This is a genomic window from Bacillus cereus, from assembly GCF_002577405.1.
In the GTDB taxonomy this organism is placed as follows: Bacteria; Bacillota; Bacilli; order Bacillales; family Bacillaceae_G; genus Bacillus_A; species Bacillus_A cereus_AU.
Genome location: NZ_NULR01000003.1, coordinates 77694 through 91480, shown reverse-complemented (window position 1 = coordinate 91480; position 13787 = coordinate 77694). Strand labels below are relative to the sequence as shown.

Here is a 13787-nt window from a genome sequence, read left to right as displayed (position 1 = left end):
AATGAAAATGCCTGATTCGTTTACAATACATACTAATACGTCGCATTGTTTAAACTTTATGATTTATATTCAAAATATTTATCTCAATCAAAAAGAGAACAAAGGGAATTTACGGTTCCCTTACATAGCAAGAAAATTAAATTTCTCTAATGATTTTGAAGCAAATTTCAAAGAATTATGGCATACACTCCATAAACAAATTGCTAACGACAGATATGATTTACAAATTTTCCATGAGGAGAATCATATGTTTTATGAGAAGCTTTTTGACACCCGTGTATGTAATGAAGAATCATTCAAAGAATTAATATGTAGTTTTAAAGTATGGTGGACTAGCATAGCAGGTCAGCTTTCATTAGAACATTCTGTAAGTGAGTATAGTGAGCAACTTTATAATGACTTAGTTTTATATCTTAAGCAAAATCAAATAGAACCTTTACACCTGCTACATATTAGCTTACTTTATGACGATTGTGTATTCGCTAAAGATAATATTTCTTCTTACGCTGCTATTTTACCTACCAAACACTTTTTTATAAATTATAGAGATGTGGTTACTACATTATCGACATGTTTTCATGTGGTTTAAAACAACGATTACCCAAATAAAAAACTGAGGTGCTCTCTATACACCTCAGTTTCTTTACGAAAACATCAATTTATTTAATCGAAGATAACCCTGCAACAAATCCACCAATTTTTTCTTGAAAAACAAAATCAAAATTATATTCCTGTCCTGTTAATTCTTCATTTACTAAAATAGTTGTTGCTCCTATTTCCCTCTTTGCGATTTCTGGGAATGCAGCGACAGGCTGTACTTTTAATGACGTTCCCATAACGAGAAGTACATCTGTTTCATATAAACGTTTTATCGCATTTTGATATTGCGGCAGTGTATCTCCGTATAAAACAACATCTGGATTTAAAATGAAATTACACTTCTCGCAGCGTGGTACTTCATGATCAATCATATACTGTAAATCATATCCCAATTTACACTTCGGACAATGTGCTGTTTGCAGTGTTCCGTGTAAATCAATGACATGTTTACTACCACCTACTTGATGCAAACCGTCAATATTTTGCGTTAAAATCGTTATATCTTTCCCTTGTTCTTCTAGCTCAGCCAAAAAGCGATGCCCACGATTTGCTTTATACTGGTGAAATGTATTAATTTGAAATATTTCTTTATAATGCTTCCAAAACTCTTTCGGACTTCGGTTATAATATCCTCTTGATAAATACATCTCTACATTCGCATCAGCATATAATCCATTTGCTGAACGAAAATCTGGGATACCGCTTTCCGTACTGGCACCAGCACCTGTTAATACTGTAATTTTCTTCGCTTTTTCTAAAATTGAACGTACTTCTTCAAATTGCTGCACAAAAATCACCTCTATGTATTTTCCTATACTTATTATACCAGTTGTTTACAGTAGGTGTTGTATAATTCGGTTTACTTACTACATGACGATTTTTCAATTCATTTAGAAAGCAGCCAGAAGGCTGCTTTTCTTCATCGATGGGCTTAAATAATTACGGACTACTGGGGAAAACCTTTTAAATTCCAGCCTCTTAAGTTATACTTATATAATATCAAAAATTAATAAGGGGAAATATTAACATTATGAAAGAAAAAAACGAACTTGCTCAAAGTATTCCTCAAACAGGATTTTTTGGGCATCCAAAAGGATTATTCACTTTATTCTTCACTGAGTTTTGGGAAAGGTTTTCTCATTATGGAATGAGAGCTATTTTGCTATATTATATGTACTATTCGGTCGCAAAAGGTGGATTAGGAATTGATCAATCTACCGCAACCTCGATAATGGCAATTTACGGCTCCTTACTGTTCATGTCTAGTATTATCGGTGGATGGATATCGGATCGTTTATTTGGTCCAAGTAAAACCGTATTCTTTGGTGGCGTTTTAATTATGATTGGCCATCTTATTTTAGCTTTACCAGGTAGTAAAAGTGCGTTATTTATCTCTATGGTCTTCTTAATTCTAGGAACAGGGTTGTTAAAGCCTAACATATCGAACATCGTAGGAAGTTTATACAGTAAAACAGATGCGCGTCGTGACTCCGGGTTCAGTATATTCTACATGGGTATTAACTTAGGTGCCTTACTTGCACCTTTAGTTGTCGGAACATTAGGTCAGCAATATAATTTCCACCTTGGTTTTGGAGTTGCGGCAATTGGTATGGCAATTGGGTTAGGGGTATTTGTTGGAACAAAACAGAAAAACCTTGGTCTAGTCGGTACGCAAGTACCTAATCCATTATCAGAATCGGAAAGAAAAAAGACTATTAAGTATTTCAGTGTTGGTCTGATTGTACTAATATTGCTAGGTGTGGTTACAATTCCAACTGGGTTGTTAACTATAAATCGTTTTACATTCCTGATTAGTATCTTAGGAATTGTTATTCCAGCTTATTATTTCATTTATATGTATCGTAGCCCTAAAACAACAAAAGTAGAGCAATCTCGTCTTCTTGCGTATATACCACTCTTTATTGCAGCTACAATATTTTGGTCTATACAAGAACAAGGTGCTATTATCTTAGCGACATATGCGGATCAACGAACTCAATTACAGTTCAATGGAATTACATTGCATTCCGCTTGGTTCCAATCATTAAGTCCAATCTTTATCGTAACACTTGCACCGATTTTTGCATGGATTTGGATAAAGTTAGGCAAGAAGCAGCCTTCAACGGCAAAAAAATTCGCTATTGGATTGCTATTTGCAGGTTTATCATTCTTAGTTATGATTATTCCGGCTTTAATCAACGGTACTCACTCTTTAGTGAATCCTATGTGGTTAGTCCTTAGCTTCTTTTTAATTGTAATTGGAGAAGTTTGTTTATCTCCTTCAGGATTATCAATAACGACGAAGCTGGCTCCAGCTGCTTTCTCTTCGCAAACCATGAGCTTATGGTTCTTATCAACTGCGTCTGCGCAAGCAATAAATGCCCAAGTTGTTAAACTGTATAATCCTGCAACAGAATCAATTTACTTTGGTGTTATTGGTGCTATCTCCATTTTAGTTAGCATCCTGCTGTTTGCATTATCATCAAAAATCCAAAATTTCATGAAGGGACTTCAATAACGGTCTCTTATTGAAATAAACAAATACAAATTTCTATGTGAAGAGTAGCCAAACGGGTTACTCTTTTTTTCTATAACCATAGCAATCTCCACACAAACGCAATATACTGTATGCTGGAGCAATGATATTTCTAGGAAAACAAAACATACCTAATAGACTACTGCAACTTGGTAAGAGAGCTGACTATTTATCTAAAGAGGAGCTTTTTAAACATAAAGACTGCGTCATCGATTTACTTGATGACCGGGAAATTTGCGAATAAAAGACCAAACCCCCAACTCATTCATGGTTTAAAATACTAATGAGCTGGAGTTTTCCCATTGCTATATATACAAATAAAATAAAGATTACTAAAGGGATATATGTGAAAAAACTATTTCTTTTGGAGGATTTCAATAAAAGAAATAGTTTTTTGGTTGTTACAGTAAATGAAGTTATGTAGAGAGTTACTAAAATACTATATATCCAACTTATTCTAATAATTTTATTTGGGTAGGAATCCCTTTATCTTCTAGTAAATTATTTGCGCTTAATCCCGAAAGATTTTCAATATCCTCTCGAAGAACAGAAACACTCATTTCTAGAACATTAATAATGTTTGAGTCTTTATCGGATTTATTTTTTTCTTTTTTTAACATCAAAATTAAGTCTGTTATCAACTGTTCTTTTTCATCAAGATTCTTCATTAAATCTTGTGTTTTTTTATCAAATTCATCCTTTTGCTCCTCAATCTTTTTATTATATATTGATTCACATTTAGAATATCCTTCCATCCTGAACCTTCGTTCGGTACTACTTAGAAATACCATATACATGTCTCCAATCAGAAAATTTATTATCTAATGCCAAGTATTTCATATCATTAGAAGAAAAAGAGTTTACATCATCATTAAATACATCTAAACATCTATTAAGCAATTTCATTCGTTCGTCGTTGTCAGTATTTAAATTATCTTCTCTTAGCTTGTTAATAACTAATATTAAGTAATTAATTAATTTTTTCTTTTCTTCATCAGTTTCCTCGAGCTTTGACAACATTTCCAGAAACCCCTCATTTAGTTCCTCTATTATTCTAGCGTAAACATCACTTGCTTCTTTATATCCCTCATCTAAATAATCACTTTCTGATTTAAATAATCGTGTAAAAAGAGAGTCGCACTTTTGCGCATGTATCCTCCTCAAAAGATTGTCTGTTTTCATTCTCTCATTCGAATTTGGATTCATTTCTTTACCCCTTATTTAATATTAAAATTGTATTCTTCACCTTGTATTAGCTGATTAAAATTATTGTAAATGAATTCAGCTTTTACATTTGCTATAAATTGAGTATCTGTGGCAATACGATATAAAGTAACCAACAAACCCCCAATATCTAAATTCCTTATGGTTGGTTTTCTTTTTAGTGCAGACTCAACTGCCACTACAACAAGGTTACTAGCAGAAGCAATTATATTTGAGTACATCAATATTTTTCTTGTTTTCACTTTATATAAATCTAATGAGCCACATGTTTCTTCGTTATAGAAGATTCTATGAAGCATAGCTATTAACATATTAATTAATATAGAGTATGTGACTTGTTTCCCAACTGTTTTTAAATTACCAGCATCAATACCGTACTGAGCAAGTTCTTGAGAAAAGTCTGGTGAAAGTAAAATAGTACCTGGTATCGGTAAGCCTGCTTTTGAATATTCATCAGATTTTATGTGTAATCCTTGTTTTATTAATGCAGCCGCAAGTATCTCCGGTTCATTAAAAGCCCGAGTTTTTGCTTTCTCAAACATGATTGCAGTATCAGCCTGTTCCGTTATTTTTGATTTCAAATTGCCATTTGCCATTGGAGATGGCGTTATATGATACGTATTTAGTTTCCAGCTAGTTAGAGTACTAGTCATAATGTTCGAAGTTCCAAATATCCAACCTAATAATGGATCATGTCCCAGCGTTCTATAACGATGCGCATTACCACTCAGCCCAAGATCAAAATTTGGACTACCAAATTGCACATCATACGGTACCCCATTTGCTATTATGTCACTTAATGAAGCTGTATAACTTATGCTATTTGCTTCGTTATCTATTTGACCAAACTTATCATCAAAAATCTCTTTTTCTCTCTTTTTGTAGTCTTTTTCACTGACATCGTGGGTACTGCGTTCTTCAAAAGGAGTTAAAAGATACTGCCTTAAACATTGTAAGGACACTGCTAAAAATAGAAATGAATAATCCTTGATGTCTAATTTCGTTGCTTCTGCAAACTTCCTATCAATATCTTTCAAATAGAAACTTGCGTTTTCAGCAACTTCTTTAACCCTATCATTTTCATCAATAATCATTTTCATATCTTCTCGTAACAACTTCGATTCATTCTCTAGCTTTTTACTCCTAATAATTAATTTTTCAAATTCATCCACTCAATTCACTCACTTCGTTAATGTAATTCTTTACACTTAAACAATCACTAATGAAACCATTTATCGATTTATTTCATTATAGGAATTATATCTATTAAAAAGATTATCTCACATTTTTTTTACAAATAATAGGTGTATATTTAGCAATCACTCTTTTAATATCAAAATATATTAAAATCACATGAATTTATAAAATTATTAAATAAAAGTATATAAATAACGAATTATTATTAATACAAACACACAAAGAGGGCTACATCAGCCCTCTTTAATTAACATACTTTTACTTAATGCGTCGCGCCCCCGCACTCTACAATATCTACTTCTACTTCCGTCGTTACCTCAATTGCCAACTCTATCCCTTTACTAATAGTAGAAAGTGACATACTCGGTTGACCTGGATAGTTAGTAGCTTGTTCTGGTAAGAACGGAATATGAACAAATCCGCCTTTTATTTTCTTATCATGGTTCTCTAATTCATGCATGAGACCATAGAATAAATGATTACAAACGAATGTACCTGCTGTTTGTGAAACGGAAGCTGGTATACCTTCTTCGCGAAGTTTTTTTACAATTGCTTTCATCGGCAGCGTAGACCAATACGCAATCGGTCCTTCTTCTACAACCGGTACATCCACTGGCTGATTTCTTTCATTATCAGCAATTCTTGCATCATCAACATTAATTGCTATTCGCTCTATCGTAATATCTGGTCTACCCCCAGCTTGTCCAATACATATAATCATTTCAGGCTTTAGTTCTTCTATATACTCTTTTAATACGCTTATTGATTTATGAAAGACAGTTGGAACTTGTTTACTAATAACCTTGTATTCTCCGATTGTTTTTTCATGTAAACTTTTTGCTACTTCCCAAGCTGGGTTGATGCTTTCTCCTCCAAACGGATCGAATCCTGTTAGTAATACTGTTTTCATATTTTTATCCTCCTAATTAGAAACGATATACAAGGCTGTACATGATAAACATATTTATAATGAAAATGGAAAGAGCAATTGGTACTTGCGCCTTAATAACAGCGTTCTTATCTTTCAGTTCTAAAAGCATCGCCGGAACGATATTAAAGTTTGCCGCCATTGGCGTAATGAGCGTTCCGCAATATCCAGCAAACATACCGAGTGCTGCCATAATTGCCGGGTTCCCGCCGTGCATTTGAACAATTAAAGGTAAACCAATTCCGCCAGTAATAACGGCAAACGCTGCGAATGCATTTCCCATTACAACTGTGAATAGCATCATTCCTAAACAATACGCCATTACAGCAACGAACGGATACTCTGTCGGTAACACTTGTCCGACTAAATCAGAAACGACTTGTCCTACGCCAGACTTCGCGAAAATACCACCAAGTGCCGCTAACATTTGCGGTAAAATAACTGCCCAGCCAACAGCTTGTAATAGTCTACTTCCTTCTTGAACAGGCGTTGTTATTTTTGCTTTTGTAATACGCATCGCTGCAACGAATGCGAGTAATGCACCTAACGCTAATGCGACTAACGTTACTTTATCAGGATCAACAAGATTGACATTTCCCCATTTGATTTTCCCTAATGTCAGTGTACCGATAATTGTAAAAATAGGTATTAACAGTGCAGGCATAAAAATTTTATTTTTTAATTTCTCAGCATGTTTCACACGTTCTTCTACAGCTACTTCTTTTTCCTCGGATTTTGTTACTTTATTGAGTGAAGCTAACACGACCATAGCGAGTACGATACAGCCAACGTAAAACGAAGGTATTACATTTCCAAATAAAAATGTAACTGCAAACAATGCCCAAAACAAGCTAGAACCAAATCTGTTTGGATGTTCACGATCGAATGCAATACGCACAGCGATAAAGGCAACAATTATACCTAATACATAGTAGATTGTATCCATAGTTATGATGTTCATATTATATTGCCTCCTTCTCTTCTTTTACTTCTGCCTTCATTGTTTTCTCTATATATTTATCCAATCTTCTAAACCTAATCCAGCTCACAATTAGTGCGGATATTGCAGTTGGAATTCCCCAAAGCGCCATATCCCATACTCCGACATGCATACCTACTGAATCGAAGAATCCTTTCATTAATAAAATGGCACCTGTCGCGATAAATATATCCTCTCCGAAAAACCAAGCTGTATTTTCCGCAGCTGCTGCGTTTGCTTTAATCTTTTCTCTCAATTTTTCAGGGAGTTTACCGTATCTTCCTTGCGCAGCTCCTTCTGCCATCGGGGCAACGAGTGGTCTTACCGTTTGTGCATGACCACCAATATTAAGACCTAGCGCTGCTGATGATTCTCTTATCGTAAAATAGGACATTAATACTCTTCCAGTTGTTGCTCCTTTTGATTTCGTTATAAGTGCTTCTGCTCTTTCTTTTAAGCCATAACGCTCTAAAATTCCGATTACCGGTAAAGTTAGTATAATCGGCATAGACATATATCTATTTTCTATGAAAAATTTACCGAACATGCTGATGACATCATGAAAACTTAAACCAGAAACCATACCAGTAACAATACCTGCAACCATAACTACTAACAATGTATTTAGTCTAAATAAAAACCCAACTGCAACGATTAGTATCCCGATTAATTTAATCATTTCTAGCACTTCCCCTCATTTTTTATTTCGGCGCACATATAGTAACATCATTAAGTTCGAATGTTCCGTATATTCTTTTCGCAAATTGTACTGCTTTCTCTCCATCACCATGTAAACAAATTGTTTGTGCCTGAACTGCTACTTTCCCTCCGTGCACCGCTTCTACATATCCTTCTTTCACCATTTGAAGCACTTGCTTTATTGCTTCGTCTTCATTTTTTATGAGCGCATTTTCTTCTGTACGACTCGTTAATGTTCCATCTTGCTTATACGTACGATCCGCAAAAGCTTCTTGCACGAGAGTTACGTTATATTTTTCCGCAGCCCGTATAAATGCCTCGCTATTTGCTAACCCGTAAAGTGATAGATTTGGATTTATATGTGAAATTGCCTTTGCAATTGCATCTGCAATTTCTGAATTCGTTGCCGCCATATTATATAACGCACCGTGCGGTTTTACGTGCTGCATAGTCCCTCCAGCCACTTTCACAAACCCATCTAATGCGCCGATTTGATATAAAACATAATCGTATACTTCACTTGCTGAAACGTTCATATTTCTTCTCCCAAATCCAATTAAATCAGGAAATCCAGGATGTGCGCCTATTGCTACGTTATGCTCCAAGGCCTTTTCAACAGTTTGCCTCATAACAGTCGGGTCACCAGCGTGAAAACCGCAAGCAACGTTTATAGAGGAAACGAATGGAAGGATTTCATCGTCATTCCCCATCTTATAGGCTCCAAAACTTTCTCCTAAATCACAATTTAAATCGATTGTCTTCATGATGTTTTCCTCCTAATTTCAGCTTCGTAAAGCGATGAATTTCTTTAATAGACTCATATCTTTTTCCTGTTCTATATATAATTGCTCAGCTTCCTCTATCGTAATTTTCCCAAAAGAAACATAGTCCCCTGGTTTTAGCTGAGCAAGAAGAGGTAAATCTACTGAAATGACATTGCCAATTCTCGGATAGCCACCTGTCGTTTGTCTATCTGCCATTAATATAATAGGATGTCCACCGTTTGGAACTTGAATGGTTCCGAATGTAACTGGGCTCGATAAAATTTCTATTTCTTTAACTCTATTTAAAACTTCTCCGTCAAGCCTATATCCCATACGATCAGCATAATTAGACACTTTATACTCTTTCGTAAAAAATGAGTCTATACTCTTTTCTGTAAACTGATCATATTCAAAATCTGTTATGACGCGAAGTATTGGATGCTTCTTATATTTCGGTAAAACATTGTTACAAATTGCCCATTTCGTTTTTATACGCTCTTCATCTTGTAAATTTTGGATGAAGCGACTCGCAATGTCTGCCCCTTTACCAATTTGAAAATAATCTCCTTTTTTCAGCATTCTTCCTTCAATACCGCCAAGAGCAGCACGTATGTAAGTACTTTTACTTCCCATCATACGATCAATATTTATACCGCCTGCAAAGGTTACATATGTCCTACACCCGTTTTTCGCTTTTCCGAAACAAAGCATGCTACCTTCTTCTGCTAGGATTGGACGCCATAACGGGATGCGTTCACCATTTAACAACGGTTCCATATCCGCACCGCCAATCGCGAGTAAAGTCGTTTTCTTTATTAACAATTTAGGTCCCATAATCGTCATTTCGAGTCCCGCTTCATTCTCTTCATTACCAACTAACATATTAATCATTCTAAGTGCACTTTGATCCATAGCCCCGCCAACAGGTACACCGTATTGTTGATAATGAGATCTCCCTAAATCTTGGACTGTTGTAAACATTCCTGCATGCAAAACCTCTACATCCATTCTTTAGCCCCCTCAAGCGATACGTACTCTTCCTTTGTTATCGGTATAAATCGTAAATACATACCACTTTGAATATATGTTGGTGTCTCTTCTTTCGGGTTAAATAGTGAAATCGGTGTTCGGCCAATAATATTCCATCCACCCGGTGTTTCTAGTGGATATATCCCCGTCTGATTCCCACCAATACCTACTGAACCAGGTGCAATTTGTAACCGTGGTGTTTCTTTTCTAGGTGTTTCTAGTTCTTTCGGTAATCCGCCTAAATACGGGAACCCTGGTGTGAAACCTAACATATACACAAAATATGTTGTTTCACTATGTATTCGAATAACATCTTCTACTTGTAACCCATGATAATTTGCGACCTCTTCTAAATCTGGCCCATATTCTCCCCCGTAACAAACTGGTATAGAAATATGTTTCACATCTCTTTTCAGCTCTTCCTTATTAGTATCATATAGTTCATTTATGTACTGGCATACGTAATCATATGGTCTTACACTTCTATCATTTTCCTTCCATACTTCGTACACATTGTAGTAAACGGCCAATGAAGTAAACGACGGGACGCATTCAATCATTCCCGCAAATGGGTGCTGCTGCAGTGCTTGAAATAATCGTTGTACTTTTTCGTATATATCCATCCTAATTTCTTCGCCAAATGTAACAATAATTGCTTGATCCCCTAACGCAGAAAATTTCATCCTATTCCCTCTTTCTATGCCCAAAAGCCGAGTTCTTTCGAAATACGGTTCGCTGTTTCTTTCACTTTCGCAATAAAATATGAAATGTTACTTTCGCTATACTCAATTGCTACACCTGAAATACTAATACCCGCTACAACCGTTCCATCATTTGCGAAAATTGGCGCTGCTATAGCTGCTGTATGATTTTCTAATTCAGAATAACTAATTGTATATCCAGCTTTTTTTGCCATATGTAACACTTCTAGTAAATGCTCCTTATTCACGATTGTTCCATCTGCAAACTGCTTTAAATCTGTTTCCTCTATGTACTTTCTTTTCTCTTCCTCAGAAAAATACGATAGTAAAATTCTAGGACATGCACCTGCATATAGAGGAGCTCTTCTTCCAACCGCCGTATAAACACGTACCGGCTGAACTCCTTCCATCTTTTCAACGTAAATCGCATCATTACCATCTTGAATAATTAAATTAACTGCTTGCCCTAAACTATCTCTAAGCTCTTTCATATATGGAATCGCAATATTTCTTACTGATAATCTTTGCGAAACAAGTTGACCAAATCGTAAAAAAACGACTCCTAGACGATATCTCCCTTTCTCGCTTTTTTGTAAAAACTCCATTTCTTCTAGCGAGCCAATTAAACGATAAACAGATGTTTTCGGCATATTTGTAAGCTGAACCATTTCTGTTAAACTTAGCTCGTCATGCTCATAAAACAACTCCAAAATATCCATTGTCTTTACTGCTGTTTTATTTATACTCATCCTATCTCCTTTTTGTTCCGAATTTCGGAACTTGAATTCCGTTTTTCGAAACAAGCGTATAATTTAAAATTATAAAATATTCTTTTAATTCTATCAATATTTTTTTTAGAGTTCATAACCCGATATATTTTGTCAGTAATTCAAAAAATGCAAATAATTATATAAATTTGTAAATTATTATATTAAACTATCATTCTTTCTATTCATTCCATTTATTATGTAATTAGGATTAATAACATATAAAATATAAAGAGTGTTTCTTTTGAAAAAACTGCTAATGATTCCTGCAATTATGCTATCTTTTTGTATAAGTTATAATGTGACATTTGCGACAAACGAAGATACTCTTTCAAAAGCTCAAGTTATAGCAAAACCAACAATTTAAATAAAAAGACACAAAAAAAGTATGGAAGAATATTTCTCCCATACTTTTTTACTTTATAACGCTCTCACTTGTTTCAACGGCCAGAAAACAGCTTGTCCTTTTCCGACAATCTCATCTTCTGAAATAAAACCAAACATACGACCGTCTTTAGAAACTTCACGGTTATCTCCTAAAACAAACACTTGGCCTTCTGGCACTTTCGTTTTCCCTGTTATTTGTTCTAGCGTAAAGTCTGGAGTTAATACACGGCCAGCTGCTTTTTCTTTAAATTCTTTTAAATATGGCTCTTCCATCGCTTTTCCGTTTACATATAAAACATCATTTTTATACTCAACTGTATCACCTGGTAAACCGATTACTCGTTTTACTAAATCGTATCCTTCTTTTCCGTGGAAAATAATAATATCAAAGCGATCTAATCCACTTATATTATAACCAATCTTATTCACGAGAACTCGCTCGTTATTTTCTAAAGTTGGCATCATCGACTCACCTTGTACTAATGAGGGCGTAAATAGTACCCCACGAACGATAAAAGCAATCGCAAGTGTAATACCTATCGTTTTAATCCATGAAATCAATTCTCTCTTCGTATTTTTCTTCATCGTTTCTCCTCTTTCTTTAATACTTACTTTATTATTTCAACTAATTCTTGCACTAACTTTAGATCAATTTCAGAAAAACATGATTTCCCTTCTCTTACAGCTGTACCGACATGCGCCTGCGTAATTCCAGTTTCATCTAGTAGTTTCTTTATATTCTCTTTCGTTACACCGCTTCCAGCAACAAGTTGAATTTGACCATCGCTTACCTTTTGCATCTCTGTAAGCACTGGAATATTATCTACTATATTTCCTTGTCCACCTGAAGTTAAAACGTGAGTCACTTTATGAAATTTCTTTAAAGTTTTCATCGCTTCTACTGGATTTTCGGTATCATCTATCGCACGGTGATACGTTACATTTATTCCATCTACAACAGACAATAAATCTGCTAATTTCTCTTCATCCACTTCATTTTTTTCTTTTAATACGCCTAATACAACGCCTGCTGCACCCAACTTCTGCGCAACTATAATATCTTCTTTCATCATTTCAATTTCTTCTTCCGTATATGTAAAAGACTTCGCATGCGGACGAATCATAACGTGAATTGGTATATGTACCGCTTCTACCGCTTTTTTTATAAAAGCATAGCTCGGTGTTAAGCCACCTTCTGTATAAGATGAAATTAATTCAATTCGCTTCCCGCCAGCTCGTTCAATTCGTTTCACATCTTCTAAACATGTTGCAATAACCTCTAGCATGAGTTAACCTCTTTTCGTGCTTTTTTCTTATTATACAGTAGGTGAAATAAGAAGCATAGCATTCCACTATAAAACTATAAAAAGAAGAATGAAAAGAAAGATTTTTTCAATTGATAACAGTTATCGGTAATGGTATATTTTTCATATACAACACTATTATAAGGAGAACAAAATATGCTTCTTACAAAAAAACATTTCCTTATCTCTAGTTCATTTATCCTCATCGCATCACTTTGCACTATTACTTTATTAACAAAACAAAATACACAACTAGATTCTATCCCTACTAACATAGAAGAAACAGAAACGATTACTCTCTCATCAATTGAAACAAACGACATCCCAACATTTCGTTCGTCATCATTCAATAATACACATACATTCCGCGGAAGCGTAGGTACTGGATTCGACTTTAGTGGTCTCGGTGACCTGAAAATCACTGTTGAAAATACTGGTAAAAATGCATTTACATATTCAATCAAAACAAAAAATGAAGAACAACTAGTAAGACATACAATACAACCAAATGAAAGTAAAACATTTACTTTGCGTTCATTCGTTTCTTCTCCAGAGCCAGGGTACTATTATTTATCCGCTTATAATGAAGATGGATCTGAGAGTAGTATGAGACTTGAGCTGCAGCCTCAGTAAACAAACTACATAGATATAATAACTGAAATGACAAAAAGG

At 34.9% G+C, this 13787-nt stretch carries 17 protein-coding genes; 4 read left to right on the top strand and 13 right to left on the bottom strand.

Annotated elements, in window-relative coordinates:
* The first annotated feature begins 7 nt into the window (after positions 1 to 7).
* Positions 8 to 589, top strand: a complete 582-nt coding sequence (locus COC96_RS05315) for a hypothetical protein (protein WP_098768419.1) — start codon at positions 8 to 10, stop codon at positions 587 to 589.
* A 70-nt stretch (positions 590 to 659) separates the two neighbouring features.
* On the opposite strand, the gene COC96_RS05310 is transcribed toward COC96_RS05315, so the two are convergent.
* Positions 660 to 1388 carry an NAD-dependent protein deacylase gene (locus COC96_RS05310; protein ID WP_142339955.1) on the bottom strand — a complete coding sequence of 243 codons (729 nt, stop codon included), beginning with the start codon at positions 1386 to 1388 and terminating at the stop codon, positions 660 to 662.
* A 242-nt stretch (positions 1389 to 1630) separates the two neighbouring features.
* Between COC96_RS05310 and COC96_RS05305 the strand changes: the two genes are divergently transcribed.
* Positions 1631 to 3118, top strand: coding sequence for a peptide MFS transporter (locus tag COC96_RS05305; protein WP_098768417.1), 1488 nt, complete (start codon positions 1631 to 1633; stop codon positions 3116 to 3118).
* Between the two features lie 470 nt (positions 3119 to 3588).
* Here COC96_RS05305 and COC96_RS05300 read toward each other — a convergent pair whose 3' ends face one another.
* From COC96_RS05300 to COC96_RS05255, 10 genes are all read right to left on the bottom strand, one after another.
* Entirely contained in the window at positions 3589 to 3891 is a 303-nt protein-coding gene (locus COC96_RS05300; protein WP_257201523.1) for a hypothetical protein, read from the bottom strand.
* Between the two features lie 19 nt (positions 3892 to 3910).
* On the bottom strand, positions 3911 to 4342 hold the full coding sequence (locus COC96_RS05295; RefSeq protein WP_098768415.1) for a hypothetical protein: 432 nt from the start codon (positions 4340 to 4342) through the stop codon (positions 3911 to 3913).
* 11 nt (positions 4343 to 4353) lie between these two features.
* Positions 4354 to 5532: a hypothetical protein gene (locus tag COC96_RS05290; protein ID WP_098768414.1), complete on the bottom strand. Its 1179-nt coding sequence runs from the start codon at positions 5530 to 5532 to the stop codon at positions 4354 to 4356.
* 287 nt (positions 5533 to 5819) lie between these two features.
* Positions 5820 to 6467: a pyroglutamyl-peptidase I gene (pcp, locus tag COC96_RS05285; protein WP_098768413.1), complete on the bottom strand. Its 648-nt coding sequence runs from the start codon at positions 6465 to 6467 to the stop codon at positions 5820 to 5822.
* A 16-nt stretch (positions 6468 to 6483) separates the two neighbouring features.
* Positions 6484 to 7446, bottom strand: coding sequence for a DUF979 domain-containing protein (locus tag COC96_RS05280; RefSeq protein WP_098768412.1), 963 nt, complete (start codon positions 7444 to 7446; stop codon positions 6484 to 6486).
* Position 7447: 1 nt separating this feature from the next.
* A complete protein-coding gene (locus tag COC96_RS05275) occupies positions 7448 to 8143 on the bottom strand; it encodes a DUF969 domain-containing protein (RefSeq protein ID WP_140417276.1) in 696 nt (231 codons plus the stop codon).
* Positions 8144 to 8165: 22 nt separating this feature from the next.
* A complete protein-coding gene (gene pxpA, locus COC96_RS05270) occupies positions 8166 to 8927 on the bottom strand; it encodes a 5-oxoprolinase subunit PxpA (RefSeq protein WP_098266284.1) in 762 nt (253 codons plus the stop codon).
* Positions 8928 to 8945: 18 nt separating this feature from the next.
* On the bottom strand, positions 8946 to 9935 hold the full coding sequence (locus tag COC96_RS05265; protein WP_098266283.1) for a biotin-dependent carboxyltransferase family protein: 990 nt from the start codon (positions 9933 to 9935) through the stop codon (positions 8946 to 8948).
* Positions 9926 to 10639 (bottom strand): 5-oxoprolinase subunit PxpB, encoded by a 714-nt coding sequence (gene pxpB / locus COC96_RS05260; protein WP_098266282.1) that lies wholly within the window; start codon positions 10637 to 10639, stop codon positions 9926 to 9928. The genes COC96_RS05265 and pxpB overlap by 10 nt, the downstream gene beginning before the upstream one ends.
* Before the next feature lie 14 nt (positions 10640 to 10653).
* Positions 10654 to 11406 carry an IclR family transcriptional regulator gene (locus tag COC96_RS05255; protein ID WP_098768411.1) on the bottom strand — a complete coding sequence of 251 codons (753 nt, stop codon included), beginning with the start codon at positions 11404 to 11406 and terminating at the stop codon, positions 10654 to 10656.
* A 262-nt stretch (positions 11407 to 11668) separates the two neighbouring features.
* Here COC96_RS05255 and COC96_RS27915 point away from each other — a divergent pair, with 262 nt between their 5' ends.
* A complete protein-coding gene (locus COC96_RS27915; RefSeq protein WP_255287921.1) occupies positions 11669 to 11791 on the top strand; it encodes a hypothetical protein in 123 nt (40 codons plus the stop codon).
* Between the two features lie 53 nt (positions 11792 to 11844).
* Here COC96_RS27915 and lepB read toward each other — a convergent pair whose 3' ends face one another.
* A complete protein-coding gene (gene lepB / locus COC96_RS05250; RefSeq protein ID WP_097906259.1) occupies positions 11845 to 12396 on the bottom strand; it encodes a signal peptidase I in 552 nt (183 codons plus the stop codon).
* Between the two features lie 23 nt (positions 12397 to 12419).
* Positions 12420 to 13097: a copper homeostasis protein CutC gene (locus COC96_RS05245; RefSeq protein WP_098266280.1), complete on the bottom strand. Its 678-nt coding sequence runs from the start codon at positions 13095 to 13097 to the stop codon at positions 12420 to 12422.
* A gap of 174 nt (positions 13098 to 13271) precedes the next feature.
* On the opposite strand from COC96_RS05245, the gene COC96_RS05240 reads away from it, so the two are divergent.
* Positions 13272 to 13748, top strand: a complete 477-nt coding sequence (locus COC96_RS05240) for a hypothetical protein (RefSeq protein WP_098266279.1) — start codon at positions 13272 to 13274, stop codon at positions 13746 to 13748.
* Positions 13749 to 13787: the final 39 nt, after the last annotated feature.

Coding starts and splice junctions, on each gene's coding strand:
- pcp (WP_098768413.1), bottom strand. CDS start 6,467: ATGAAAACAGTATTACTAACAGGATTCGATCCGTTTGGAGGAGAAAGC.
- pxpA (WP_098266284.1), bottom strand. CDS start 8,927: ATGAAGACAATCGATTTAAATTGTGATTTAGGAGAAAGTTTTGGAGCC.
- COC96_RS05295 (WP_098768415.1), bottom strand. CDS start 4,342: ATGAATCCAAATTCGAATGAGAGAATGAAAACAGACAATCTTTTGAGG.
- COC96_RS05315 (WP_098768419.1), top strand. CDS start 8: ATGCCTGATTCGTTTACAATACATACTAATACGTCGCATTGTTTAAAC.
- COC96_RS05275 (WP_140417276.1), bottom strand. CDS start 8,143: ATGATTAAATTAATCGGGATACTAATCGTTGCAGTTGGGTTTTTATTT.
- pxpB (WP_098266282.1), bottom strand. CDS start 10,639: ATGAAATTTTCTGCGTTAGGGGATCAAGCAATTATTGTTACATTTGGC.
- COC96_RS05245 (WP_098266280.1), bottom strand. CDS start 13,097: ATGCTAGAGGTTATTGCAACATGTTTAGAAGATGTGAAACGAATTGAA.
- lepB (WP_097906259.1), bottom strand. CDS start 12,396: ATGAAGAAAAATACGAAGAGAGAATTGATTTCATGGATTAAAACGATA.
- COC96_RS05240 (WP_098266279.1), top strand. CDS start 13,272: ATGCTTCTTACAAAAAAACATTTCCTTATCTCTAGTTCATTTATCCTC.
- COC96_RS05305 (WP_098768417.1), top strand. CDS start 1,631: ATGAAAGAAAAAAACGAACTTGCTCAAAGTATTCCTCAAACAGGATTT.
- COC96_RS05255 (WP_098768411.1), bottom strand. CDS start 11,406: ATGAGTATAAATAAAACAGCAGTAAAGACAATGGATATTTTGGAGTTG.
- COC96_RS05280 (WP_098768412.1), bottom strand. CDS start 7,446: ATGAACATCATAACTATGGATACAATCTACTATGTATTAGGTATAATT.
- COC96_RS05300 (WP_257201523.1), bottom strand. CDS start 3,891: ATGGAAGGATATTCTAAATGTGAATCAATATATAATAAAAAGATTGAG.
- COC96_RS05265 (WP_098266283.1), bottom strand. CDS start 9,935: ATGGATGTAGAGGTTTTGCATGCAGGAATGTTTACAACAGTCCAAGAT.